Annotated in this window: 27 protein-coding genes and 3 pseudogenes; 25 read left to right on the top strand and 5 right to left on the bottom strand. The window is 40.8% G+C overall.

Annotated features, from left to right (window positions below; translation table 11 throughout):
* Position 1 precedes the first annotated feature (1 nt).
* The 4 genes from MHI11_RS15990 to MHI11_RS15975 all read left to right on the top strand — a co-directional run bounded on the left by MHI11_RS15990 (position 2) and on the right by MHI11_RS15975 (position 3,134).
* Positions 2-1,294 (top strand): hemolysin family protein, encoded by a 1,293-nt coding sequence (locus MHI11_RS15990; protein WP_044140793.1) that lies wholly within the window; start codon positions 2-4, stop codon positions 1,292-1,294.
* 135 nt (positions 1,295-1,429) lie between these two features.
* Positions 1,430-1,831, top strand: coding sequence for a secondary thiamine-phosphate synthase enzyme YjbQ (locus tag MHI11_RS15985; RefSeq protein WP_340961530.1), 402 nt, complete (start codon positions 1,430-1,432; stop codon positions 1,829-1,831).
* Between the two features lie 16 nt (positions 1,832-1,847).
* Positions 1,848-2,879, top strand: coding sequence for a nitronate monooxygenase (locus tag MHI11_RS15980; protein ID WP_340961528.1), 1,032 nt, complete (start codon positions 1,848-1,850; stop codon positions 2,877-2,879).
* Between the two features lie 24 nt (positions 2,880-2,903).
* Entirely contained in the window at positions 2,904-3,134 is a 231-nt protein-coding gene (locus MHI11_RS15975; RefSeq protein ID WP_340961526.1) for a hypothetical protein, read from the top strand.
* Between the two features lie 39 nt (positions 3,135-3,173).
* Here MHI11_RS15975 and MHI11_RS15970 read toward each other — a convergent pair whose 3' ends face one another.
* Positions 3,174-3,914, bottom strand: a complete 741-nt coding sequence (locus tag MHI11_RS15970) for a protein-glutamine gamma-glutamyltransferase (protein WP_044140789.1) — start codon at positions 3,912-3,914, stop codon at positions 3,174-3,176.
* 156 nt (positions 3,915-4,070) lie between these two features.
* Between MHI11_RS15970 and MHI11_RS20995 the strand changes: the two are divergent.
* The 8 genes and pseudogenes from MHI11_RS20995 to MHI11_RS15945 all read left to right on the top strand — a co-directional run.
* Positions 4,071-5,120, top strand: a pseudogene (locus MHI11_RS20995) (cache domain-containing protein); the annotation flags it as partial.
* Complete coding sequence (locus MHI11_RS20990; RefSeq protein WP_372706104.1) at positions 5,112-6,062, top strand: methyl-accepting chemotaxis protein; 951 nt, start codon at positions 5,112-5,114, stop codon at positions 6,060-6,062. The pseudogene MHI11_RS20995 and the gene MHI11_RS20990, both read left to right, overlap by 9 nt.
* Positions 6,063-6,188: 126 nt before the next feature.
* Positions 6,189-7,235, top strand: a pseudogene (locus MHI11_RS20985) (HAMP domain-containing protein); the annotation flags it as partial.
* Entirely contained in the window at positions 7,230-8,180 is a 951-nt protein-coding gene (locus MHI11_RS20980; RefSeq protein ID WP_404841040.1) for a methyl-accepting chemotaxis protein, read from the top strand. The pseudogene MHI11_RS20985 and the gene MHI11_RS20980, both read left to right, overlap by 6 nt.
* Before the next feature lie 174 nt (positions 8,181-8,354).
* Positions 8,355-9,392, top strand: a pseudogene (locus MHI11_RS20975) (HAMP domain-containing protein); the annotation flags it as partial.
* Complete coding sequence (locus tag MHI11_RS20970; RefSeq protein ID WP_445661869.1) at positions 9,384-10,331, top strand: methyl-accepting chemotaxis protein; 948 nt, start codon at positions 9,384-9,386, stop codon at positions 10,329-10,331. The pseudogene MHI11_RS20975 and the gene MHI11_RS20970, both read left to right, overlap by 9 nt.
* 164 nt (positions 10,332-10,495) lie before the next feature.
* A complete protein-coding gene (tlpB, locus tag MHI11_RS15950; protein ID WP_340961518.1) occupies positions 10,496-12,484 on the top strand; it encodes a methyl-accepting chemotaxis protein TlpB in 1,989 nt (662 codons plus the stop codon).
* Positions 12,485-12,574: 90 nt separating this feature from the next.
* Positions 12,575-13,099 carry a type 1 glutamine amidotransferase domain-containing protein gene (locus MHI11_RS15945; RefSeq protein WP_044140784.1) on the top strand — a complete coding sequence of 175 codons (525 nt, stop codon included), beginning with the start codon at positions 12,575-12,577 and terminating at the stop codon, positions 13,097-13,099.
* An 81-nt stretch (positions 13,100-13,180) separates the two neighbouring features.
* Here MHI11_RS15945 and MHI11_RS15940 read toward each other — a convergent pair whose 3' ends face one another.
* Positions 13,181-14,164, bottom strand: a complete 984-nt coding sequence (locus MHI11_RS15940; protein WP_340961516.1) for a Gfo/Idh/MocA family protein — start codon at positions 14,162-14,164, stop codon at positions 13,181-13,183.
* 200 nt (positions 14,165-14,364) lie between these two features.
* Here MHI11_RS15940 and MHI11_RS15935 point away from each other — a divergent pair, with 200 nt between their 5' ends.
* The 4 genes from MHI11_RS15935 (at position 14,365) to MHI11_RS15920 (ending at position 17,570) form a co-directional block, all read left to right on the top strand.
* Positions 14,365-14,757: a DoxX family protein gene (locus tag MHI11_RS15935; RefSeq protein ID WP_340961514.1), complete on the top strand. Its 393-nt coding sequence runs from the start codon at positions 14,365-14,367 to the stop codon at positions 14,755-14,757.
* A 65-nt stretch (positions 14,758-14,822) separates the two neighbouring features.
* On the top strand, positions 14,823-15,965 hold the full coding sequence (locus MHI11_RS15930) for an AI-2E family transporter (protein WP_003213553.1): 1,143 nt from the start codon (positions 14,823-14,825) through the stop codon (positions 15,963-15,965).
* A 126-nt stretch (positions 15,966-16,091) separates the two neighbouring features.
* The gene (locus MHI11_RS15925; RefSeq protein WP_034660680.1) at positions 16,092-16,925 is read left to right on the top strand and encodes an undecaprenyl-diphosphate phosphatase; all 834 of its coding nucleotides are present in this window, start codon (positions 16,092-16,094) and stop codon (positions 16,923-16,925) included.
* A gap of 171 nt (positions 16,926-17,096) precedes the next feature.
* Positions 17,097-17,570 carry a stress protein gene (locus tag MHI11_RS15920; protein WP_340961512.1) on the top strand — a complete coding sequence of 158 codons (474 nt, stop codon included), beginning with the start codon at positions 17,097-17,099 and terminating at the stop codon, positions 17,568-17,570.
* Positions 17,571-17,611: 41 nt separating this feature from the next.
* On the opposite strand, the gene bioB is transcribed toward MHI11_RS15920, so the two are convergent.
* The 3 genes from bioB to MHI11_RS15905 all read right to left on the bottom strand — a co-directional run bounded on the left by bioB (position 17,612) and on the right by MHI11_RS15905 (position 19,697).
* Positions 17,612-18,607, bottom strand: coding sequence for a biotin synthase BioB (gene bioB, locus MHI11_RS15915; protein WP_044140781.1), 996 nt, complete (start codon positions 18,605-18,607; stop codon positions 17,612-17,614).
* A gap of 162 nt (positions 18,608-18,769) precedes the next feature.
* A complete protein-coding gene (locus MHI11_RS15910) occupies positions 18,770-19,120 on the bottom strand; it encodes a hypothetical protein (protein WP_003213146.1) in 351 nt (116 codons plus the stop codon).
* A gap of 199 nt (positions 19,121-19,319) precedes the next feature.
* On the bottom strand, positions 19,320-19,697 hold the full coding sequence (locus tag MHI11_RS15905; protein ID WP_044140780.1) for a helix-turn-helix domain-containing protein: 378 nt from the start codon (positions 19,695-19,697) through the stop codon (positions 19,320-19,322).
* Positions 19,698-19,855: 158 nt separating this feature from the next.
* Between MHI11_RS15905 and MHI11_RS15900 the strand changes: the two genes are divergently transcribed.
* The 9 genes from MHI11_RS15900 to MHI11_RS15860 all read left to right on the top strand — a co-directional run bounded on the left by MHI11_RS15900 (position 19,856) and on the right by MHI11_RS15860 (position 25,349).
* Complete coding sequence (locus MHI11_RS15900) at positions 19,856-20,119, top strand: helix-turn-helix transcriptional regulator (protein ID WP_340961510.1); 264 nt, start codon at positions 19,856-19,858, stop codon at positions 20,117-20,119.
* Positions 20,116-20,268 carry a hypothetical protein gene (locus tag MHI11_RS15895; RefSeq protein ID WP_165840216.1) on the top strand — a complete coding sequence of 51 codons (153 nt, stop codon included), beginning with the start codon at positions 20,116-20,118 and terminating at the stop codon, positions 20,266-20,268. Before MHI11_RS15900 ends, MHI11_RS15895 begins: the two co-directional genes overlap by 4 nt.
* Positions 20,246-20,488, top strand: a complete 243-nt coding sequence (locus MHI11_RS15890) for a hypothetical protein (RefSeq protein WP_065099047.1) — start codon at positions 20,246-20,248, stop codon at positions 20,486-20,488. The genes MHI11_RS15895 and MHI11_RS15890 overlap by 23 nt, the downstream gene beginning before the upstream one ends.
* A gap of 50 nt (positions 20,489-20,538) precedes the next feature.
* Positions 20,539-20,940: a hypothetical protein gene (locus tag MHI11_RS15885; protein ID WP_044140778.1), complete on the top strand. Its 402-nt coding sequence runs from the start codon at positions 20,539-20,541 to the stop codon at positions 20,938-20,940.
* On the top strand, positions 20,937-21,143 hold the full coding sequence (locus MHI11_RS15880; RefSeq protein WP_012011053.1) for an XtrA/YqaO family protein: 207 nt from the start codon (positions 20,937-20,939) through the stop codon (positions 21,141-21,143). Before MHI11_RS15885 ends, MHI11_RS15880 begins: the two co-directional genes overlap by 4 nt.
* 126 nt (positions 21,144-21,269) lie before the next feature.
* Positions 21,270-21,788: a sigma-70 family RNA polymerase sigma factor gene (locus tag MHI11_RS15875; RefSeq protein ID WP_340961507.1), complete on the top strand. Its 519-nt coding sequence runs from the start codon at positions 21,270-21,272 to the stop codon at positions 21,786-21,788.
* Between the two features lie 152 nt (positions 21,789-21,940).
* Positions 21,941-22,585: a phage terminase small subunit gene (gene terS, locus MHI11_RS15870; protein ID WP_044140775.1), complete on the top strand. Its 645-nt coding sequence runs from the start codon at positions 21,941-21,943 to the stop codon at positions 22,583-22,585.
* Positions 22,586-22,593: 8 nt separating this feature from the next.
* A complete protein-coding gene (locus tag MHI11_RS15865) occupies positions 22,594-23,895 on the top strand; it encodes a PBSX family phage terminase large subunit (RefSeq protein ID WP_161792788.1) in 1,302 nt (433 codons plus the stop codon).
* Positions 23,892-25,349: a phage portal protein gene (locus MHI11_RS15860; protein ID WP_044140773.1), complete on the top strand. Its 1,458-nt coding sequence runs from the start codon at positions 23,892-23,894 to the stop codon at positions 25,347-25,349. Before MHI11_RS15865 ends, MHI11_RS15860 begins: the two co-directional genes overlap by 4 nt.
* The last annotated feature ends 22 nt before the right edge of the window (positions 25,350-25,371 follow it).

The following is a 25,371-nucleotide window of genomic DNA, read 5'->3' as shown; positions in this document are numbered from 1 at the left end:
TTTGTATATTTTAAACGTATTTTTAGTCATATTACTCATTGCTGCGACAGCATTTTTTGTTGTCACTGAATTTGCGATTGTGAAAATTAGAGGCTCTAAAATCAATCAACTGATTGAGAGCGGAGATAAGAGAGCCATTCACGTACAAAAGCTTATATCAAATCTCGACGAATATTTATCCGCCTGTCAACTCGGCATTACCATTACCGCTTTAGGCTTAGGGTGGCTGGGCGAGCCGACGGTGGAGCATTTTCTGCATCCACTGTTTGAGGAGTTGGGGCTTCATTCCGCATTAACCGACATCCTATCGTTTATCATCGCATTCGTGATCATTACGTTTTTACATGTCGTTGTGGGAGAACTGGCGCCTAAAACGATTGCCATTCAAAAGGCAGAGGCGGTCAGCCTTGTGACAGCAAAGCCACTCATCTTTTTCTATAAAGTCATGTACCCGTTTATTAAAGCATTAAATGGATCTGCGCGAGGCATTGTGAAATTATTCGGTTTTCATTCTGTCAAAGAACATGAAGTGGCGATCAGTGAGGAAGAATTGCGTCTCATTTTATCTGAAAGCTATGAAAAGGGTGAGATTAACCAATCTGAGTACAAATATGTGAATAAAATTTTTGAATTTGATAACCGAGTGGCGAGAGAGATCATGATTCCTCGTACAGAAATTTCAGCCATAGAGATTGAACAGACGCTTGAAGACGTGACACATTATATGCTGAACGAAAGATACACACGCTACCCCGTCATTAAAGAAGACAAAGATCATGTGATTGGTGTCATCAATAGCAAAGATGTGTTTAAGGCGAGTTTCCTGAATCAAGATGTGACGATTGAAGACTTAATGCGTCCTGTGATACGGGTGATTGAAAGTACGCCTGTTCAAGAATTGCTCATTTTGATGCAAAAGGAACGAATTCATATGTCAGTGCTCGTAGACGAATATGGAGGAACAGCCGGGCTTGTTACAGTAGAGGACATATTAGAGGAAATCGTGGGCGAAATTCGTGATGAATATGATCAAGATGAAACACCTCATATCGTCAAAAAAGGTGACTTCCATTATGTAATGGATGGGAAAGCCTTGATTGATGAAGTGAATGATTTATTGGATTTAGCTATAGAGAATGATGATGTTGATACAATTGCTGGCTGGATGATGACACATAAATTTGATATTGAGATTGGAGATACGATTGAAGCAGAAGGCTGTGAATTTACCATCATAGATGCGGAAGACCATCATATTCGGACCATTGACATCAAAAAGGTCCACTTTTCCTAAAAACCTCGTAACACTTGACGAGGTTTTTTTACTTGGTAAACTTTAGGTGGGAGAATACCTTCCACCGATAAACAGTGATTGATTTCACATAAAAAGGGTATGGTTTTATAGAAATAACAAAAGGGAGCCGCTCATATGAAAAAAATCAATGTACAAACAAACAGACGCGATGAGATGATCGACGTGACCAGCGAGGTCCATCAATATATTAAGGAAACAGGTATTCAAAACGGAACCGTCATCGTCTACTGTCCTCATACGACAGCAGGGATGACCATTAATGAAAATGCGGACCCAGATGTGAAACGAGATATGCTCCGCCGGCTTGACGAAATCTTTCCGTGGGAACATTCGAAGGACCGCCATATGGAAGGAAATACAGCCGCACATATGAAAGCGAGCTATATGGGTGCCTCGCAGCATGTTCTCATCCATCATGGTGATCTTGTCCTTGGCACATGGCAGGGAATCTATTTCTGTGAGTTTGACGGGCCGAGACATCGCCATTTTTATATACAGGTGTCATCAAACGAGTAAGAGATGGGGGACATAAATGGGGGATATCACGAAATTACTGCAAATCAAATATGGGATTATTCAAGCACCAATGGCAGGAGGTGCCGTGACACCGCAGCTGGCAGCCGCTGTTTCGCAATGCGGGGGACTTGGCAGTTTGGCAAGTGGATATGTGCAGCCTGACCATTTGAGGCAGCAGATCAAACAGGTCAAACAGCTGACAACGGGCCTGTTTCAGGTCAATGTATTTGTACCAGAGCCAATTTCTGAAGTCAAAAAAGAGGATGTGGCTTTTTGGGAGAAGAGATTGCCAGCAAGACCAGTAGCTGATAGTCTGCCGAGCGAAGAGGAATTGTGGCATGATTTTGAACAGAAAATCAACATTCTTTTGGAAGAAGACGTACCGGTCGTTTCCTTTACCTTCTCTTGTCCAAATGAACAAACGATACATCGCTTAAAACAAAAGGGGATCTTTTTGATCGGAACCGCCACAACAAAAGAGGAAGCACTGCTTTTAGAGGAAAAAGGGATGGATGCCATTGTTCTGCAAGGAAGTGAAGCAGGGGGTCACCGAGGTACCTTTTTACCTGCAAAAGGAGATGCCCTGATGGGACTCTTTAGCCTGATCTCTGACGTCCAGACGCTCTGTCATGTGCCATTGATCGCCGCAGGCGGGATTACAGATCGAACAGGTGTGGAAGCCGCTCTAGCGCTTGGAGCGGATGCGGTGCAAATCGGCACACGATTTTTAGCCAGTCAGGAAAGTGCTGCGGCAGACGTATACAAAAAGGCGATTTTACAGGCAGAAAGCAGTGAAACAAAGATCACAAGGCTGTTTTCTGGAAAAAGAGCAAGAGGTATTGTGAATCAGTGGATGGAGGAAGAAAGACAGAATGAAGATAGGGTTCTTCCTTATCCGGTTCAGCATGTATGGACGACACCGATGCGAAAAGCAGCAGCTGCTGCGGGTAGCCCTGATCAAATGGCTCTTTGGGCGGGACAGGGCGTCGGTCGCATTCACTCGATTTTAACCGTTGAGGAGATCATGCATGAACTGACGCACATATAAAATCATGTTGGGTGGTGTGAAAGGGTGGACATTTTAAAACATTCATACCGAAAAAAAGGACAAATTGAATTTTGGTTTGATGAATTTCCGCACTCTCCTGCCATCCTTACGCCCATTCGTCATTACTATTTTGTTCGTTATGTAAAATGGAGCCGGCACGATCCGCCGGTCACAAGAAAAGACTTAGAAAAAATGGAGCTCCTTGCGAACACGATGCTTGGCACGCTGCAAGATTATCGAAAGCGCAAGGCATAAAAAAGCCCCTTGTCATAACCACTAGACAAGAGGCTTTTTTTAGCTGCCAAACATTTGCCTGAGATAAATCACATCCATCCGAGTAGTCTGCGGCAATAGATAAGCAGATTGAACAGCACCTGGCCGCCTTCTCTTATTCAATTTATCGATAATTTCTGCCGCTGTTAAAATCCCTAGTCCATGTCCGTAATATTGATCTTCACCTAAGTAAATCACATTTTCCCCGCGCCACTGTGACTGCTGATAGCTAAACTCTGGATTCTCAAAATATAAGCAATCCCCATAGATAAAGTCATTCCCGCGCTCTGTATAAATCGACAATGTATCATAATGCCAGTCATACAGGGTTAGACTGCGAAGCCTTCGGTTAAACTTCTCGTCTCCTACCGTTTGCAAGACGCCCATATAAAACACGATGACAATGGCAGTGGCACATTCAAATGCATATTGTGAGCCATTTTCAAAAATGTCTTTAATGCCTCTAGATGGTTCGACTTGATAGCGCAGCTCTAATGCCCCTGCTTCAGATACGCGCCAAAAGGCGTCATTTGCACGAGACCTTTGAAAGATGGCAAATGAGGCACCACTTTTATGCAAATCTCTTGCAGCATTCATAATGTTCGATCTCAATGTGACCTCAAATAACAAATCAGATGCTTGCCTGTAGCGGAACGTATCATTTGAGGCTTGTAACTGCATCAAAATGATCCGCTTTTGTCCTTCTAGCTGAAATGAAGCCAGCTGCTCATTTGTCACTGGCTGTCCTGAAAGGATAATCATATGAAAAGCGCCCCCTTTTGTATTAGCGTATGCAGGGTGCTTGGGCAAGGAATCAATTTGTGGAAATAAACAAAAAGGCATCCTTTTTATTAGAAAAACATGAAAATAATATGAAGATGTCCGATATATAACATATCGTTTAAAAGGAGGAAAAACATGAAAAATGCACTAAAATGGTTGAAAAAACCATCGATTTCTAAGAGACTGATTATTTCATTCACTCTCGTTCTTGTCTTGCCAATTATTACACTCAGTACAATTTCATATCAGATTGCCAAAGAAGAATTAGATCATGAAATCATGTACGGAGCAAACACAAGGGTCAATGAACTGAATGATATGATCCAGCAAAAGCTTATGAATAAGGAAAACGCAGTAAAACTCTTTACTGAAACATCTACTGCTGCAGACTTTAAGAAGAACAACCAGGATGAACTGTATGAGCATTTCGAGATATACAGTAAAATCAATGAAGATGATGTGGTTGGATTTTATGCAGCAAGTAAAAAGCGTGATTTCATTCAGTTTCCTAAAGTAGACATGCCAAAAGGCTATGATCCAACAACGCGCGATTGGTATCAACTAGCTATGCAGGATGACAGTGGTAATCCAGTTGTAACCAACCCATACATCTCTGCTACAACAAACGGTATGGTTGTCACGATTGCCCAGCGTCTGAAGGACGGATCGGGAGCGATCGGAATTGACATTGATGTGCAAGACATTGTCGATAAAATAAAAGAGATTAAAATCGGACGAGAAGGATATCCAATTATTGCAAATAAAAACAAACAAATTGTGGCTCATCCAGAAGAAAAGTCAGGATCTAAGGTCACTGAAAATATTTCATCTATCCTTTACAGCGGAAAAGAAGGAACGTCAACTTATGAGAATAAAGGAGAACAAAAGCGTCTCGTTTTTGTGACAAATGATTTAACAGGTTGGAAAATTGCTGGAACGATGTTTGTATCAGAAACAGAAGAAGCAGCACAGCCAGTTTGGAATTCTGCCATTATTCTTTTAATTTCTTCTTTTATCCTTGGCGGTATTGCGATCTTCTTTATCGTTCGCTCCATCACAATTGGACTTCGAAAGCTTGTTGATTTCTCAGAAAAGGTGAGTGATGGTGATTTAACCGAAACCCTTGAAACCAAATCGAAGGATGAAATTGGAGATCTCACGAGAAGCTTTAGCAAAATGAGTGAATCCCTTCGTGACGTCATTCGAGCGGTACAGCAATCTGTCGACAATGTGGCTTCCGCTTCCGAGGAGCTGACGGCAAGTGCCAGCCAAACAAGTCAAGCAACCGAGCATATCACAATGTCGATTGAACAATTTTCAAACGGAAATGAAGCACAAAACGAGAAAGTCGAATCTAGTACGAATCAGCTTGTGGCAATGAATGAAGGATTACAAGGCATGTCACAAACGTCATCAGAAGTGGCTACTGTCTCACTTCAATCGACAGAGGCAGCTGGTCAAGGCGGTCGAATTGTTGAAAGCACAGCGAGCCAAATGAAACATATTGATACATCTGTACAAGAAGCAGAACAAGTCATGAAGCAATTAGAATATAAGTCTAAAGATATTACGAGCATTTTAAATGTCATTAACGGCATTGCAGATCAAACGAATCTTCTTGCGTTAAATGCAGCCATCGAAGCAGCTAGAGCAGGCGAATCAGGACGCGGCTTCTCTGTCGTGGCAGAAGAAGTGAGAAAACTAGCTGTCCAATCGGCAGACTCAGCGAAAGAAATAGAAAAACTCATTCAAGAAATTGTGTTAGAAATTGCTAAATCTCAAGATATGTTCAAAACGGTCAATCGAGAAGTACATGCAGGACTTGGTATGACAGAAGAAGCAAAAGAAAGCTTCCAGAACATTTATGAGGCGGCAGAAGGAATGTCGAAAAAACTGACGCAATTAAACGATACAGCCATTGATCTATCGAGCGGTTCGAAGCTAGTTTCACAAGCTATGCAGGAGATGCGCCAAGTCTCTAGAGAAAGTGCGGCGAACATTCAGGACATTGCGGCTTCTGCTGAAGAGCAACTTGCATCTATGGAAGAAATATCATCTTCTTCAGTGACACTATCTAACATGGCAGAGGAACTAAAAGAGCTCACAAGTCAATTTAAAATTGATTAAATAATGATGTAAAAATACCCAAAATTGTCTGGGTATTTTTTTTATATTTTAAACATCGTTTTCAGCCTGTAAAAATAAACCTTTCATCCGATAATAACTTTAGAGAAGTAAAGGGGGAAAGAGAAAATGGGGAAAATGATCCAATGGTTAAAAAAACCATCCATTTCAAAAAAATTAATTATTGCCTTTTTGGTAGTCCTTATCCTGCCAACCACTGCACTGACAATTAGTGCATTTTTTACATCAAAGACAGAGCTAGACAAACAGATTATGGGCAGTGCAATGAGTCAAGTCAATGCATTTGATACTTTAATCAATGAGAATATAGGAAATAAAGCAGATGCTGTGGCTCTGTTTACAGACTCACTCAAAGCGTCTAATCTCCAAGAAAAAAATAGAAATTCGACCATTAAAGAATTGCAGCAATTTGGAAAAATTAATGAAAAAGATGTTTCCGCTATCTATGTAGGCTCCGAAAAGGGATTGTTTATGCAATATCCTGTTCAAAAGATGCCTGATGGCTACGATCCGAGAGAGCGCCCATGGTATCAAGAAGCGCTCAATGCAGAAAACGGTAAACAAGTCATCACAAAACCATATGTAGCAGCCTCCACAGGCAAAATGGTCATCACCATTACTCAAAAAATGAAAGATGGTTCAGGTGTTATTGGACTTGATATGGAAATTGACACCCTGATTCAAAAGTTAAAAGAAATCAAAATTGGGCAAAAAGGTTATGCCTTCATCATGGAGAAAGATAAAACAGTTTTAGCAGATCCGACCCAAAAGCCAGGAAGTCAGGTCAATGAGAATCTAGCAAATATTATTTATCAAAACAAAGAAGGAAGCGGCAGCTACACACTCAAAGGAATAGATAAAAAGGTTGCGTATGTGACCAATGAATTAACCGGCTGGAAAATCGGTGGAACGATGCTCGTATCAGAAGTAGAAGATGCAGCAAAGCCCGTTTTCAATACAGCCATTATTGTGTTCAGTGTGACACTTATCGTAGCAGGTACCCTCATCTTCTTTATCGTCCGCTCTATATCTAAAAGATTATCCAACCTTGCCCGTTTCTCGAAAAAAGTCAGCGAAGGTGATTTGCGAGATAAGCTTCAGATCCAATCAGATGACGAAATTGGCCAAGTTGGGAAAGGCTTTAATACAATGATTGACTCATTAAGAACCCTCATTGGTGCCGTCCAAACCTCAGTCGAAAATGTCGCTTCTTCATCAGAAGAACTGACCGCCAGCGCAGGGCAAACAAGTAAAGCAACAGAGCATATTACACTAGCCATTGAACAATTCTCAAATGGAAATGAAAGTCAAAATGACAAAGTCGAATCCAGCTCAGAAGAGTTAGATGAAATGAACCGTGGCCTTCAGCACATGAATGAGTCGGCTGAATCCATTACTGCTTCATCGATCAAATCAACAGATATCGCAGGGGAAGGCGGACAGCTTGTCGAGAAAACCGCTTCTCAAATGAATGTCATTGATCAGTCCGTGAAAAAAGCAGAGAATGTCATCAGCGCTCTTGAAAGTAAATCAAAAGACATTACACAAATTCTAGGTGTCATCAATGGAATCGCCGACCAAACGAATCTACTTGCGCTAAATGCAGCAATTGAGGCAGCAAGAGCTGGGGAATCCGGCAGAGGCTTCTCCGTTGTAGCAGAAGAAGTAAGAAAACTGGCTGTTCAATCAGCCAATTCAGCGAAAGAAATCGAGAATTTGATTAAAGAGATCGTTCAAGACATCGATGTATCACAGGAAGTATTCACTGCGGTGAATCGAGAAGTTCAATCAGGCTTAAGCTTCACTGAACAAACAAGAGTCAGCTTCCACAATATTTTCGAAATGACAAAAGAAATTTCTGACCAGCTTCAAACAATGAATCAAACAGTTGTTCAGCTTTCAAATGGCTCTGTACATGTGTCAGAGGCTGTCCGTGAGATTGCAGACGTCTCACGTGAAAGCTCCGCAAACATTCAAGACATTGCGGCTTCAGCGGAAGAACAGCTCGCATCTATGGAAGAAATCAGCTCCTCCTCTGCTACACTTTCATCAATGGCAGAAGAATTGCGTGATTTGATCAGCAAATTTAAAGTCGAATAGACATAATAAAGAGCCCTTCAGCTAGAGGGCTCTTTTCCAATTGAGTAAATCAAAAGAAATAGGTAATTTTACTTATTTTTATTTATATCCGAACATTAAGTCTTGAAAAATAATTCATATTACCTAAGAATAGAAGAGGGAGACCACAAATCATAATCCAAAAGGAGTAGAGTCATGAAAAAAATCAACTTTTTTAAGCACTTTACAATGTCAAAGAAATTAATTACTGCATTCTTAGCGATTCTCCTAGTGCCAATTCTCGTATTGGCAGCATTTTCTTATGAAGTGGCATCAAAGTCTCTCAATGATGAGATTATGTCTAGTGCTGCAAATGGTGTTCAGCAATTAAACGAACTCATTAATAAAGATGTACAGCCTAAAATTGATATCGTTTCTTATTTATCGAAATCGGTGAAAAAGAGTGAATTGACTTCTAAAAACAAGGATTTACTCAAGGTGAAATTAGAGCAATTATCGGAAACAGATGAAGATGTAGTGGAAGTATTCATTGCAGATCAAAATGGTAAACTAACCGAATATTCCGAGATTCATAAAGGTAGTGCGGCGAGTGCAAAAAACGAACCGTGGTTTCAACAATCGATGGGAGATGAGAAACTCATCATTTCAGATCCTTTTGTCGACAAGTCATCAGATGACCTGCTCATCACAATATCAGAACAGTTAGCAGATGGTTCTGGAGTGATTGGAATCAATGTGCGCTTGAACACGATCGTGAAAGATACAAACAGTATCAAAATAGGCAAAGAAGGCTATGCGTTTGTCGCGACTCCAGATCAGCATTATATTGCCCATAAAACAGACAAGCCTGGGGCGAAATTGACAGGTGATTTCATCACGAAATTGTATGATAAAAAACAAGGCAGTTTCAAATATGAATACAATGGACAGCCGAAGCAAATGTTCTTTGACACAAATGAAGCAACAGGCTGGAAGCTTGCTGGAACCATGTATGTGGACGAAGTCCATGAAGCTGCAAAACCAGTGCTCGACTTAACAATGATCATACTGGCAGTTGCGATTGCCATAGGCGGAATTGCGATTTATTTTATTATTAAATCGATCCGAAAGCCACTGATAGCACTCTCTGAATCGGCTGAGAAAATCAGTCAGGGTGATCTGACCCAGCACATTGAAGTTCGTACTCATGATGAAATCGGTAAGCTTGCGCAGAGCTTTAACGAGATGTCAGCTAAGCTGAAACAAGTCATTCAAGCTGTTCAGAATTCCATTGAAAATGTGGCCGCCTCTTCTGAAGAATTAACAGCAAGTGCGGGACAGACCGCTCAAGCGACTGAGCATATCACATCATCTATTGAACAGTTCTCAAACAGCAATGAACATCAAAATGATATGATCGAAAAAAGCTCAGTCCAGTTGAACGAAATGGATCGCAGCTTATCCCATATGGTCGATACGACCTCTCATATGATGGAATCGTCGATTGATTCAAGCAAAACGGCTCAGGCTGGTGGAGAACTTGTTCAAAAAACAGCAGGGCAAATGCAAACCATTGAGCAGGCAGTGAAAGAAGCAGAGCTTGTAATTCAAGGCTTAGAGCAGAAATCAAAGGATATTACGAACATTCTGGGGGTCATTAACGGCATTGCCGACCAAACCAATCTCCTAGCTTTAAATGCTGCGATAGAAGCCGCTCGGGCAGGAGAAGCAGGTAGAGGTTTCTCTGTTGTTGCAGAAGAAGTTCGTAAGCTGGCAGAGCAATCCGGAAGCTCTTCAAAGGAAATTGAAAGCCTGACGAACGAGATTGTAGAGGAAATTGAAAAATCACAGAATATGTTTAAACAAGTAGCAGGTGAAGTACAATCTGGATTAAATATTACAAATGAAACGAAAATCAGCTTTGAGAAAATCACCGATAAAACATCAGAAATGACAGAACAAATGAAACAAATGAACGGAACGGCCAAAGAACTCTCGCATGGCTCAAATGATATTTCACATGCGGTGAATCAAATCAAAGAGCTTTCACGAGAAAGCTCCGCAGGCTTCCAAGATATCGCAGCATCCGCAGAAGAACAGTTGGCATCTATGGAAGAGATTAGCTCCTCCTCTGCTACGTTATCTCAGATGGCAGAAGAGCTAAGAGAGCTCATTAAACAATTTAAAATGTAAGAGTATAAGGAAGCACCTGACGTTTTGGCGTCAGGTGTTTTTCCATTCAATGCATATAATTTGGGTATTTTGGTCTTATTTAGACTTTAATAAGTTAAAAAAGTAAAGAACATAGTAGTGCTTCCGATATATATACTATCTTACTAAAAGGAGTTTTCTTTTTTATGAAATTCATACAGTATTTCAGAAAGCCATCTATTTCAAAAAAGCTCGTATTCTCTTTCTTATTCATTCTTTTATGCCCAATCATTGTATTGGCATTCTCTTCATATCATACGGCGAGCACCTCCTTAAATGATCAAATCATGCAAAGTGCAAAGGAGAACGTCGAGCAGCTAGATAAAAATATTACGAAGGTTGTGAAAGTGAAAACAGACGCAGCCGATTTCTTTAGCAAATGGATCACGGAGAAAAAGCTTAAGCAAAAAGGCACGACAGATATTCAAGGGCGCTTTGAACAGTTCATGAGTATGAATGATGACACAGAAGGCATTTTTGTCGCTTCAAGTGATGGCAAAGTGTTTTCAAGATATCCTAACAAAAAAATGCCTGCTGACTATGTCGCAACGGAGCGGGATTGGTATAAAGACGGCTGGGAGAAAAACGGAGAGCTGTCTGTTTCAGCACCGTATCCAACAGCTTCCACAGGTACGCTTGTGGTCACCATCTCTAAAAAGTTAGAGGACGGATCAGGAGTCATTGCAATGAACCTAGACATTGCAAATCTAGTAAAAGAATCAAATAGCATAAATATCGGGAAACAAGGCTATGCCTTTATCGGAAGTCCGGATCGTACCTTTGTTGCCCATCCTACGAAAAAAGCTGGAACAAAATTATCTGGTGAATGGCTAGAAAAGCTTTATTCACAAGATGAAGGTTCTATGAGTTATATGTTTGAAGGAAAAGAAAAGCAAATGGAATTCACCACAAACAAAGCGACTGGCTGGAAAATTGTTGGTACGATGTTTGTGACGGAAGTAGAAGAAGCTGCACAGCCAGTCTTTAACATGGCCGCTATCATTTTAGCTGGCGCGCTCATCATTGGCGGGATTCTGATTTTCTTCATTATCCGTTCCATTACAAAACCACTTTCTATACTTGTCTCTTCTTCAAAGAAAATCAGTGAGGGAGATTTAACAGAAAAAATTGATGTCCGGTCAAAAGATGAGATTGGACAGCTAGGCACAAGCTTTAATGAAATGAGTGAATCATTAAGAGATGTCATCCAAGCAGTACAAACATCTGTAGAAAACGTGGCTTCTTCATCTGAAGAACTGACAGCAAGCGCAGGTCAAACAACAAAAGCAACCGAACACATTACATCATCTATTGAAACATTCTCAAACGGCAACGAAAATCAAAGCGAAATGGTGGAACAAAGTGCGGCTCATTTAAAACAAATGAATGAGGGACTGAACGAAGTCGCAGAAACATCTGATGTCATCACAGCGTCATCTATTCAATCAAGAACAGTCGCGGAATCAGGCGGACAGCTTGTGGAGCAAACCGTTGGCCAAATGAAGACGATCGACCATTCAGTGAAAGAAGCTGAAGGGGTGATCAACGGGCTAGAGCATAAATCAAAAGACATCACAAGCATCCTAGGTGTGATTAACGGCATTGCGGATCAAACGAATTTACTTGCACTCAATGCTGCCATTGAAGCAGCACGTGCAGGTGAGTCAGGCAGAGGCTTCTCTGTTGTCGCAGAGGAAGTACGTAAACTTGCAGTTCAATCATCAGATTCAGCAAAAGAGATTGAAAAGCTTGTGAAAGAAATTGTATCTGAAATCGAAACATCTCAAAATATGTTCAAGTCAGTGAATGAAGAAGTGAAGAATGGTCTTTCCATTACAGATCAAACGAAAGAAAGCTTCTCACAAATTAATCAGCAAACAGCCGAAATCGCTAAAAGAATGAATGAAATGAATACAACAGTACGCGAGCTTTCAAAAGGATCTGAGCAAATTTCTAAAGCAGTGAATGAAATTGCAGATGTATCACGAGAGAGTTCAGCAAGCATCCAAGATATCGCTGCATCTGCTGAAGAGCAGCTTGCTTCTATGGAAGAGATTAGTTCTTCCTCTACGACTCTTTCCCAAATGGCGGAAGAATTACGTGATTTAATTAAAAAATTTAAGATCAGCGAATAAGATCAAGTGGTTCTCCTCAAGGGGAACCGCTTTTCTTTTTAAGAGGTCATCTCGTACAATAGAGGAAATCGAAAGAATAGGAGAGATGTTATGCGTTTATCAAATAAGAAGGTCATTGCGTTTGTCAGTGATGATTTTGAAGATTTAGAGCTATGGTATCCGGTTCTACGTTTAAGAGAAGAAGGGGCAACTGTGCATCTTGTAGGAGAAAAAGCAAATCATGAGTACACCGGGAAGTATGGTGTGCCGGCCGTATCTGATGCAGATTTTTATTCCATTCAAGCGGATGAATATGATGCTGTGCTTGTCCCAGGAGGATGGGCGCCAGATAAACTGCGCCGTTATCCAGAAGTGTTAAACATCGTTCGTTCATTTGATGAAAAGGCGAAACCAATCGGGCAAATTTGCCACGCTGGCTGGGTGCTGATTTCAGCAGGAATCCTGCACGGCAAAAAAGTGACAAGTACACCTGGTATTAAAGATGATATGACAAATGCTGGAGCGGACTGGTTTGATGAAGCAGTCGTCACAGATGGTCACCTCGTCTCGAGCAGACGTCCGCCGGATCTTCCTCCATATGTGAAAGCATTTGCGGATGTGTTAGCGGCAACATAAACAATGGATCCACAACAAAAAACAAAGGGCGAACTTGCACATCATGTTCGCCCTTTGTTTATCATTTCATGCCCATTCATTTTATCTATCGGCAGGAAACCTCACGCCCATTTGTTTTCTCGCCTCGTCCATGACGGACATGGTTTGAACAGATAAGGCAAATGTATTGACCGGAGACTGAATCATTCCTTGCTGAATACACTCAATAAAATGACAGATTTCATAATACATGGCTGGCTGATCATCTTTGAGAGAGATGTCGGTATGGTGTCCTTGCCGATCATGGATCGTGATACGCGAAGGACGGTGGAATTGATCAATCACCATCGTCGCATCCTCTCCTTGAATTTCCGCAGATAAATGAGACGTTGAAATTTTAGAATGAAAAAGGAGTGCTTGATGCCCGTCATATTGTAAAAGGACAGAGCCGCTCCCATCTACACCAGAAGAAAGCTTATAGCCTCTTGCGGTGATTTGATTCGGCAGACCAAATAAATAGACCACCGGGTAGACGAGATACACACCGATATCCATTAAAGAACCATTGGATAATTCAGGCTTAAAAGCATTTGGAATCTCGCCATTTCGGTAGGCATCGTATCTTGAGGAATATTTACAGTAATGAGCGACCACTTGCCGAATGGGTCCGAGCTGATCAAGATGCTGTTTGATTTGAAGGAAGTTGGGCAGAAATGTCGTTTTCATCGCTTCCATCAAACACACTTGATGTTTTTTCGCTGCAGCAATCATCTCTTCCACTTCTTTTCGGTGAGAGGCGAATGGTTTTTCGCATAAAACGTGTTTTTGGTGCTCCATCATTAACATGGCCTGCTCTTTATGAAGGGCATTTGGACTCGCAATATACACGGCATCAAACGCATCACTTTCTGCCATTTGATGTAAGTTCGTGAAAACTGTATCAATACCGTATTTTTCGGCAAATGCCTGGCCTTTTTCAGCGGACCGTGAATAGACGGCTGTACATGTAAAATCAGCTACTCCTTCACCGGCCTGTAAGAATCGATCTGTAATCCAGTTCGTTCCGATGACAGCAAATCGAATCATGTCGTTCCCTCCTTCTGCTTTTCTCTGATTATACATCCTTTGAAAGCGTTTGTATGAAAGAACATTCTTTTTATTGAAGAGCGGATGAAACCTTTATATAGGCTGATGCGTCTTACATAAAGGATATAAATGTACGAAAAGGGGTAGTTTCTTCCTTCATTCGGGTAATACTCTGATAGAAGGGAGAGGAGGAAACGACCATGAAGCGAATCCTGCATATAGGAAGTACATACGTCTTTGCGCTTTTATTCATAACAGCCGGTATTTTTCATGTGATAGAGCCGAGCGGCTTTGCCCGTATGATGCCAGGCTGGCCATATCCATATGTAATGGTCTATGCGACGGCATGCCTAGAATGGCTGCTGGCTGTCTTGCTGCTTTTGCCAAATGTCAGGATCGTAGCAGCAAAAATCATTGCTGTCTATCTTGTCCTCATTTTCCCTGCAAACTTATTTGCTGCACGAGAGGGAATCCCCTTTCCAGGTCAAGAAAGCACAGAGCAGTCTTTGCTATGGATAAGACTGATAGGACAGCCAATTCTAATTGTATGGGTGATGTCTATTGCGAAATGGGATAAAAAGCTGAAACAATGACCACCATATCATGATCAGGTAGTGTACAATTTATTCATAAATAAGCCCGAGTTTGGAGGAACGATATGAATTCTATGCAAATGTGGAGCAGTCGATTTAGAAAATTTTTTCTTGATAACAAGTTTGTTCTCTTTTTACTCGTCCTGCTATTAATCGGATTGAATATCCTTGTTTTCATGAAAACATCCTTTATTTTCACACCGCTCATTGTACTCGTCAAAACCATCGCCTTACCGATTATTTTAACGGGGGTCGTGTATTATTTATTAAATCCGATTGTCAATTTGTTAGAGAAGTTTAGAGTCAAACGGATCTTTTCGATTTTGCTTTTATATATTGTCATTATTGGCATTATTACAGTGACGATCGTGTCTATTATTCCGTTTTTACAAGCGCAAATGATGAGTCTGTTTCATAACCTTCCGAAATATGTTGATACGGTAGAAGATCAGATTAGACAACTAACGGGAAGCAACTTCATTAATCAAGCGCAAAAAGCGATGAATTTTAACGTTTCTGAATTGGTGAGCAAAGCGTCAAGTCAAGCGACGAAAATTTTGGAAAGTACCTTTACCGGAGTGGGGACATTCTTAGGGGCGCTCACTGAAGTCATCATCTCGATCGTGACCGTTCCATTCATTCTGTTTTATTTATTAAAAGACGGCAAAAAATTACCTGACTATTTCTTGAAATTTATTCCGAATAAGTTTAGAGAACATACACATATCGTGCTTCACGAAATGAACCATCGCCTGAGCTCTTATATTCTCGGACAGATCATTGTCAGCTTTTGTATAGGTGTTCTTCTTTTAATTGGTTATATGATCATTGGGTTAGACTATGCCTTTTTGTTAGCTATCATTGCGGCATGTACAAGTATTGTGCCTTACCTTGGTCCAACGATTGCCATTACACCAGCGATTGTGATTGCCCTTGTTACGTCACCAATTATGCTGCTCAAACTAATCATTGTCTGGACAGTTGTTCAGCTCATTGAAGGGAAATTTATCTCACCTCAGGTCATGGGGAAAAACCTTCATATCCATCCAATCACGATTATTTTTGTTCTCTTAACAGCAGGTAAATTGTTTAGCGTAGTCGGCATCATTGTTGCGATTCCAACATATGCCGTCCTGAAGGTCATCACGACCCACTTGTTTGATTGGTTCAAAATGCGATCCAATTTGTATAAAGAAGAAAAGGTTTAATGTCATAATCTTTTTTTGAAAAAAATATAGTATCATAAAGACGAGCTTTCGATGAAGAAAGCTTGTCTTTATGTGGACATAGATGGTTGCCTGTTCAAAAGATCAGAATTGAAAGGAAAGAAAATCATGAATCTATGGGATTTATTCGTGGCACTGGTTTTAGGAATTGTCGAAGGATTAACAGAGTATGCACCTGTCTCGTCTACAGGTCACATGATCATTGTCGATGATCTATGGTTAAAATCAAAGGAAATCATTACGCCAGAGGCGGCAAACACATTTAAAGTCGTGATTCAGTTAGGCTCTATTTTAGCTGTCATGATTGTGTTCAAGGATAGGATTTTGAACTTGTTAGGCTTAAAGAAAAATATCACTGAAGAACAAAAGCGCAGCGGGCATAAGCTGACCATTGCTCAAATTGCAGTAGGACTCGTCCCAGCCGTCATTTTAGGATTCTTATTTGAAGATTATATTGATAAATACTTGTTTGACGTGAGAACAGTTGCTGTCGGTTTGATTTTAGGCGCAGTACTGATGCTTGTCGCTGACTGGATCAATAAACGTAAAACAGAAACAAGCTCTGTCGATAACATGACGTACAAACAGGCGCTTTATATCGGACTGTTTCAATGTTTGGCGTTATGGCCAGGCTTCTCTCGCTCAGGTTCAACAATCGCAGGTGGGGTTATTCTTGGTTTGAATCACCGTGCGGCAGCTGACTTTACATTTATCATGGCGATGCCGATTATGGCGGGCGCAAGCTTCTTAACACTTGTGAAAAATGCCGAATATTTAACAACAGACATGCTGCCATTCTTTATCGTCGGCTTTGTGAGTGCGTTTGTTGTGGCTCTCTTTGTTGTTCGATTCTTCCTAAAACTGATCAATAAAATCAAACTGGTGCCTTTTGCGATATATCGAATTATCCTAGGTGTGATTTTATTTATCCTATTCATGTAATGCTGGAAACTACTCTTTAAAAAGAGTAGTTTTTTTGTTATTCCAACTCTTTTAAACAGTAAAATTACCCTCTTAATTGGTAGAAAAAGAAGTTTTTTCATAAATTAGTGTTTAAGAGACAAGAGAAGGGGTAGTACATAAACATACCAATTAAAGGAGGAGTTAGAAATAATGAGAAAAGCAAGCAAATTTTTTGTTAGTTCTGTGATCGCTACGTCAATGGTTGCTGCCCCTCTATCTCTTACGACTTTTGGTCAAACGGCTGAAGCTGCAACGACAACAGGTGTTGATGGAAGTGTCTCTATTGATCCAGTAGCCATTGCCGATAAAATTGAACAAGCAGTAAAATCATCTCAAAATCGTGATGGATTCGTTAAAAATGCAGCGTACAGCGCCTTCTATGAAGCAGGTCAAAACTATAACGTCGTTGTCCAAAACTTAAGCCAAGACCATGACTTTAGCGGACTGAACAATGTGGTTTACTATGATAGTGTTGAATATGATGGTATTACGTTTGGTATTTGGGTATTCGAAGATGGGACGTTCGTCAATAATGGTGACGGCGGCTATATTAACTGGACATTTGTTGGTAGCTTTGACCGTGAGGAAGGAAGCGGCACTGTCGACTTCCATAAAAGATTCTAATCTTATTGTTAAAAGTCTGCCGATTCACCGGCAGACTTTTTTTATAACGCACATTCTTCTATGTCAAAACCTAAATCTTCAATGATATGATGATCCATTTGGACTTGCTGACCTTTTGTTGTCAAATAATCGCCTACGAAAATGGAATTTGCCGCATAAAGGGCAAGCGGCTGAAGCATCCGTAAATTGAACTCTCTGCCTCCAGATACTCGAATTTCCTTGGTTGGATTGACAAACCTCATGAGTGCCAACACTTTCAATGCTTTGACCGGATGTGTTCGTTCTTGATGCTCAAGTGGTGTTCCTTCAATTGCATGAAGAAAGTTGACTGGAATAGAATCCGCATCAATGGCTCTGAGCGCAAAAGCCATTTCGACAATTTGCTGGTTGGTTTCACCCATTCCAATGATCACCCCTGAGCAAGGTGACATGCCCGACTGTTTGACCTCCTCAAGGGTCGACAAGCGGTCATGATATGTATGAGTTGTCGTAATGTGAGCATGATGATCTTGATGTGTATTGATATTGTGATTGTACCGATGAACCCCTGCTTCCTTCAGCCGCTTCGCTTTGTCTTCATTTAATAACCCAAGACATGCACACACCTTCAAAGGCATGGTCTCAGTGATCTCTTTTACTGCTGCCGTCACCTCATCTAATTCTCTGTGAGAAGGTGCTCTGCCGCTCGCGACAATACAATAAGTCCCCGCTTTTCTCTTGAGCGCCTCACGCGCGCCAGCCACAATCGTTTTTTGATCAAGCATTGTATATCGTTCAACCGGTGCTTTAGAAATGATCGACTGTGAACAATAACCACAGTTTTCAGGACAATAACCGCTTTTTGCGTTAAAAATCATATTTAATTTCACCTTATTTTGAAAAAAATGAAATCGTACTTGATAGGCTGCATGCATGATAGATAATAATTCTCTATCGTCAGCTTCAAGAATATCTAGACCTTCTTGCAGCGTGATCCGTTCATTTTTCAGCGCTTTCTCTGCTATCGCTTCCCAAGACAAAGACATTGGTTTTCCCATCATAAGCTCCTCTCATTATGTTAACTTATTTTTATTAAAAGTTAACATAATGGATAGTCGTTGGCAAGCATTGGATAAATGAAGTCTACAAAAATACTTGAAGACACACAAAAAGGCGATGATCATGAAGTCATCGCCTTTTTATATGTAAAGCTTTATAGCTTATCGAACAGTAATATAGTTAATCACAAGCTCGCCTAGTGAATTATAGTAGGAAACTGTGACAGAACCACGTTGTACGGCACGAATCCAAGTGAAGTTCGGAGCTGTTTGATCTAATTGAATGGCATATGTTGCGCCTGACACAGAAATTTGACTTGCTGGAAGAGAGACGGCGATTGAAGAACCTACAGTAAGCGTACGGTTCACTGTAATCACTTTATTCATAATAGGAGCTTTTGCTATAACTGGTTCTTTTGGCTGAGCAGCTGCATGAGCACCTTCAGTTTGGAAGAACGTAAGAGCACCTAAAGCAGCTAAAGACAGTGTACAAGCTTTCATTAATTTTTTCATCGGTAACACTCCTTTTTTTGGTATATACATATATTAATAATAATAGTATTATATGTCAATTAAAATATGTGAAAAAAAGAGTATTTATGGTGAAATTTGTCACATATTATTCATGAGTCTTCTCTTTTTTCGGGGGAAAAGAGACATAAAAAAAAGCTGGGCGTATCCCAGCAATGTAAAGCTTTATGAAAAGAGATGATCAATCGTCGTCTCGCTGTTTTGGCTGACGGCCTTTTTGCTTCTCTTTTTCTTTAATGTAGTGAATAAAATCGATGGTTTGTCTTCGTGCTTCTTCGGAAAAATCGGAGGCAGCCTTAAACGCAATTTGCAAATCAGGATCGTCTGCAAGGTCGGCATCAATTCCGCCTTTGTCCTTACCTGTGAGAAGATAGTCCGTTGAGACCCCGTATAACTCGGCGATTTTCACAATCATTTCACCGTCGGGCTTTCTCAAGCCATATTCCCAATTTGCATAAGTGGACATCGCCTTTAATCCGAGTTTTTTAGCAACCGTTGACTTGCTCCATCCATGCTTCTCTCTTAATTCAGTTAAAATCTTTCCAGTCAAATTATCCATTGGAAACACCTTTTTTCATGTTATGAGTAAATTTTATCATGAATTACACGGAAAAGATAAATAATTACACAAAAAGAATAAAAAATGATTGACTTACTCGTTTTGTGTATATTATCATAATGAATATAACTTACACATATTGAGTAAGAGGTGGAAAGATGAAACTTGAAAATTTACGAGAAGAACGCATTTTCCAAGGAAAAACACAAACCTATATGGCGAAAAAATTAGGGTATAAGTACACGAGCGGCTATGCAAATATAGAAATGGGCAGAACGAAGCCCAGCTTAGAAATAGCAAAGCATATTGCAGATTTGCTAAATAGGGGTGTTCAAGAGCTTTTTTTTGATCAAAAGTTACACGAAATGAGTAATTCTTTAAAGGAAGAGCACTTCTTTGAAAAGGAGAGACAAACAAAATGAATATTGAACATCCAATGGTAGCGCAGATGAATGACTTTGGATATCCAAAAAGCTACTGGTCATATGACATGACACGTTATGGGTATCAAGCAGAGATTGAGGAAAGTCTGGAGGGATTTGAAGAAGATGAAACATCAGATGACGTTTGATGCCAGAAAGGAAGCGCAGCTTTGTTTAGTCCAAGCTGGCGGCTGGATGACCTTTCATCATCAGAAACCGGTGTTTGTTTTTTCCACATCAGAAGACAAGCAAACATACATGACCCTCTTGGCGGAAAAGGTCGCTGAAGCAAAAAAGGAGGAATCAAGACGACATGAAACGATGGAAGAAAATCATGGCAATCCTCAAATGCTTGCTCAAAGCGAGTAAAAACGAACAAAACATCCGTCAGTGGGAAAAGGATGACGGGAGATCATAACATGGTCATCCATTTCATTATTGAGGCAGAGTTTTTGTTAACAAAAGATACATTGATAAAAAGAATACGAGCAGCAGCAAAAGCGCAATGCCCGCATAAAATAAAAGACGCACTATCACTCGAGATTCGTTTATTTGACGACATGCCGCTTGACATAGCTGACTGTCAAATCAAGCGTACATACGCAGAAAAAGGTTTGATACGTCCAGTGAACGTCAGCATCTTTCAGCCCCGACTACACCATATTCAAGAAGCACTTCATTCTATTGCGGATAGGGCCCCTCTACAGATTGTCGATTTAAGAGTTTCCCAGTTTTATAGTATGCGTCCAAGAATTGAAATCATTTTAAATACGATAGGTGATGGCACAAAGTCCTCACCAATTAAGGAGACAAGCATATGAACGAGCCAAAACAATTATTCATTCAAGAAAACCAGACATTTGTCGGTGAGATGGAAACAGGAAAAATTCAAGTCATCGTGTTAGATGGGAATGTAGGAACAGCTTATCAGATAGATGTACCTGAACATGGAAAAACCATTATCCAAACGGCAAAAGGTCATTTTGCAAGAGTAGATCACGAGATTGGTTTTAAAATCAGCTAGATCACTGAACAGATCACAACATCATACGTCCAAGACGGAAAGCCTGCGGACACTGATCAAGACCCTATGAAAAGGGGACTGATTGGTGTCCGTTTTTTATTTTCTTAAAAAAGGGAGAGAGCCAATATGCAAGATTTACTTATCGAATACAAACGAGCATTAAAGGATGCTAGAAAACAATATGAACCATTTAAAGAAAAAGAAGAACATCAGCTGTCCGTTCAAGACAAGCATGATAAAAAAATGATCGCAAGTATGGTCAGCGATCTCGAATACGTCGTGGAATGGCTTCAAATTGGCAGACAGCCAGGCGCACGCAGAGGATTAGACAGACGTTCAGTCTATCAGCGCACCATTCTAGCAAATCCAGAAGGGTTAGAGGCTTTATCACATGAATATACACTCATCCAAGAAAATGAAAAAGAAGTCAGTGAGCGGGACAAGAAACGAATTGACGAAGCCTTGTCCGTTTTAACGGATCGAGAAAAGGACGTATTCTTCATGCACACAACACAAGGATTATCGTTTAGCGAGATTGCGATTATGCTGGATGTGAAAAAAGGAACTGTCCAAAAACATATGGAGAGAGCTCGGACAAAGATGTCCAAAAAAGTACAAGAACGCCTATTCGAAGCAGCTGAATAGGCGTTTTTTCTTTTACAAAATAAATGGAGCAACACTTGTCTTACAGTTGCCACCTATAGTTAGAAAGACCAAACGGATGTTTGCTAGCCCTACACAAATGATTCCTTCACAGGAAATCGTTCGAATTAAAAGGAGGCGGCAGGTGAATGTAAATGAAAGATAAACGGATAGAAGCCAAGCAAGATTATATGAAAGGGATGACGTACCAGCAAATTGCTGATCATTACAATGTCTCGATCCATACCGTGAAATCATGGAAAAGACGATACGGATGGCAAAGGCAAAAAGGTTCGTCAAAGCAGGCACACTCGATCTTCAATCAGTTTCTTTCAGATGAAACAATTGAAATCATGGAGAAAATGAGCGGGCGTACATCGCTTGATTTAATCTGGGATCAAATTCAAATTCAATATGCTGCCATTATTCGGGCGCAGCGCATCATGTATGTGTCAGATCAAGATGACATGATCAAAGAGCTGAAAAAGGCGGCATACATGCCTTCTTCATTAGAAGAAACAGTAGAAGGCATTCAGCCAGAACAAGAAATCAGCACAGAAGAATATTCGTTTCAATTTTCATGGGATCGGCATGCCACCTTTTTAAATGCCCAATCCCGTGCAATGGGAGAGCTCAGGCGTCTCATTAAACAGTTTGAAGAGCTTGCACATGCGAAGGATGAACGAAGATTAAGGCTAAAGCAAATTGAACTGACCATCGAAAAAACAAAAAAAGCAGTGCGCGAAGAAAAAGAGGAAGATCTTCACATCATGATCAAGCGAAAAGAGGATAACTCATGACGTCATTGATTGAAAAAGAAGTCAATCCTCACTTTGAACATTTTCTATTCGATTGGAATCAAAAGTTTCAATTTTTAGTAGGCGGCTACGGCTCCTCGAAAAGCTATCACATTGCGTTAAAACTCATTTTAAAGCTGCTGGAAGAAAAACGGACAGCACTTGTCATTCGAGAAGTATATGATACGCACCGCGAATCAACCTTTTCTCTCTTACAAGAGATCGTCAGCGATCTTGGCATCGATCATGTAGTGAAGTGCCGCAGTTCGCCGCTTGCCTTGACGTTTCGAAATGGCAGCAGCATCTTATTCAAAGGGCTGGACAAGCCTGAGAAATTGAAATCGATTAACAACATCTCGATCATTTGGATTGAGGAGTGTTCAGAGGTTTCTTATGAAGGCTTTAAAGAGCTGCTTGGAAGATTGAGGCATCCGTCCTTACCGCTTTATATGATGTTATCGACCAATCCTGTTGGTCAAGATAATTGGACGTACAGACATTTCTTTCGAGATGAACAGCTGAAGCGATTTGTCCTAGATGACGAAACCTTATACAAAAAACGCACCGTTGTGATCAAGGATACGTACTATCATCACTCCACAGCGGAAGATAACCTATTTCTCCCTAAAAGCTATGTTGAGCAGCTGGATGAGCTGAAAGAATACGACCCAGACCTCTATCGAATTGCGAGGAAGGGCTATTTCGGCATCAATGGAACAAAGGTTTTTCCTCAATTTGAGGTAAGAAATCATTCTGATGTATTAGAAGCCATTCAGCAGATTGATCGGCCGCTAAAACGAGCAGGCATGGATTTTGGATTTGTTGAATCATACAATGCGCTCATTCGATTAGCCGTCGACCATGAAAAAAAGTACTTATATATTTACTGGGAATATTACGACCGCGGGAAAACAGATGATGAAACAGCTGTTGACCTAAAAGAGTTCATTGAATCAAAGGAACTCATCAAAGCCGATGCAGCTGAGCCTAAAACCATTCACTATTTTCGGCAACTTGGATTTCAAATGGTGGCAGCACATAAGTTCCAAGGTTCGCGTTTGCAATATACGAAAAAGATCAAACGGTTTAAGAAAATCATTTGCTCTGATGCTTGTCCGTATACAATCTATGAACTTCAATCACTGACCTATAAGGCAGATAAGGATGGACGTTTAGAGGAAGATGCATTTCAAATCGATCCGCATACATTATCAGCCATCTGGTATGCGCTGGATGATTATGAAGTGACGGATTTGAAACAGACCGCCTCAGAGCGTGTCCGTCCAAACAGAGAGAGGAGGTCCATACAATGAAACAATTGAAAGCAACGATTATGAAGGCAAACATGTCTGATCATACAAAACAAATGTATGCAGATGAATTTTCCTATGAAAAAGATGACATTGTTCCCCCGCCTTACAACATTAATGAATTAAAAAGCATGGCAGAATATTCAACCATTCTTCAGCAATGTATTGATGCGTACAAAACGAATATTTTAGGCTTTGGATTTGGAGTGGAATATGCCTTTGACTTTAATGCAGAAGGTGTAAAACCGGCAAAAAAGAAAGCCGCAGAAAAGGAATGGACAAGACTTGAAGAGTTTACGAAGTACATGAATTATGATGAGTCCGCTGATGTGATTCTTGGCTATGTCCTCGAAGACCGAGAGAAAACGGGCAATGGTTTTTTAGAGGTGCTGAGAGATGGACAAGGAAAGCCGGCCGGAATCGAGTATTTAGATGCGCTCCATATCCGCATTTGCAAGCTTAGTGAGCCAGTCGACGTTGAATTCAGTTACACAGAAAATGGCGAATTAAGAACAATGAATCGAAAGAAACGATTCCGCAAATATGTGCAGGTGATCAACGAAAAGAAAGTCTTCTTCAAGGAGTATGGTGATCCGCGCATTTTGCACTGTGAAACAGGCAAGTACGATGACACCACACCAGAGCCGCTTCGCGCAACAGAAGTAATTCATTTTAAAATTGGCAGCGGAACGTATGGGATTCCCCGCTGGATTGGCAACATCGTCAATATGTACGGAGCACGCAAGGCAGAGGAGCTGAACTATCTTTATTTTAAACAAGGACGGCATGTACCAGGTGCCATCATTGTCGAAAATGGGATGCTGTCAGAATCCTCTTATCAGCAGCTTCAAGATTATATGGACGATATTGAAGGGTCTGATCATGCACATAAATTTCTATTGCTTGAAGTTGAAGGTCTGCCAACAGAAAAAGGGTTAACCGGAGAAGAAGATGTCTCAAATGTCAAAGTAAACTTCAAATCTCTAGCCGAGATCCTGCAAGAAGATGCGCTCTTTTTAGAATACGATGAAAAAACAAGAAACAAAATCCGCTCGGCGTTTCGCCTTCCGCCAATTTACACAGGTGAGTCTCAAGACTATAACAAAGCGACAGCAGATACCGCGCGTAAAACAACAGAAGAGCAAGTATTTCAGCCGGAACGACATCTCATCACAGGAAAACTCAATACGCTTTTTCTGCCGGATCTTGAAATTTGGCATGTCCGTTTTCTATTAAATGGTCCTGATTTTAGAGACCCATTAGAGATTGCCAAGGTACTGACACCATTTATTCAGGCGGGAGCAGTGTCACCAAACGATTTGCGCGATCTAGCAGGAAGAATCCTCGGAAAAACGCTAGAGGAATGGCCTGAGGAACTGTATCACCGCCCTTTAGAAAGCCGCATGAAATCAGCTGAAGAAAAGCCTCAACCAGAGCCGGACCAGCTGACGAAATAAACAGAAGCGAGTGCGCTTTTTT

Origin of the sequence: Bacillus sp. FSL K6-3312 (assembly GCF_038007485.1) — a bacterium.
Taxonomy (GTDB): Bacteria; Bacillota; Bacilli; order Bacillales; family Bacillaceae; genus Bacillus; species Bacillus pumilus.
This window is presented reverse-complemented; position numbering and strand designations above follow the sequence as displayed.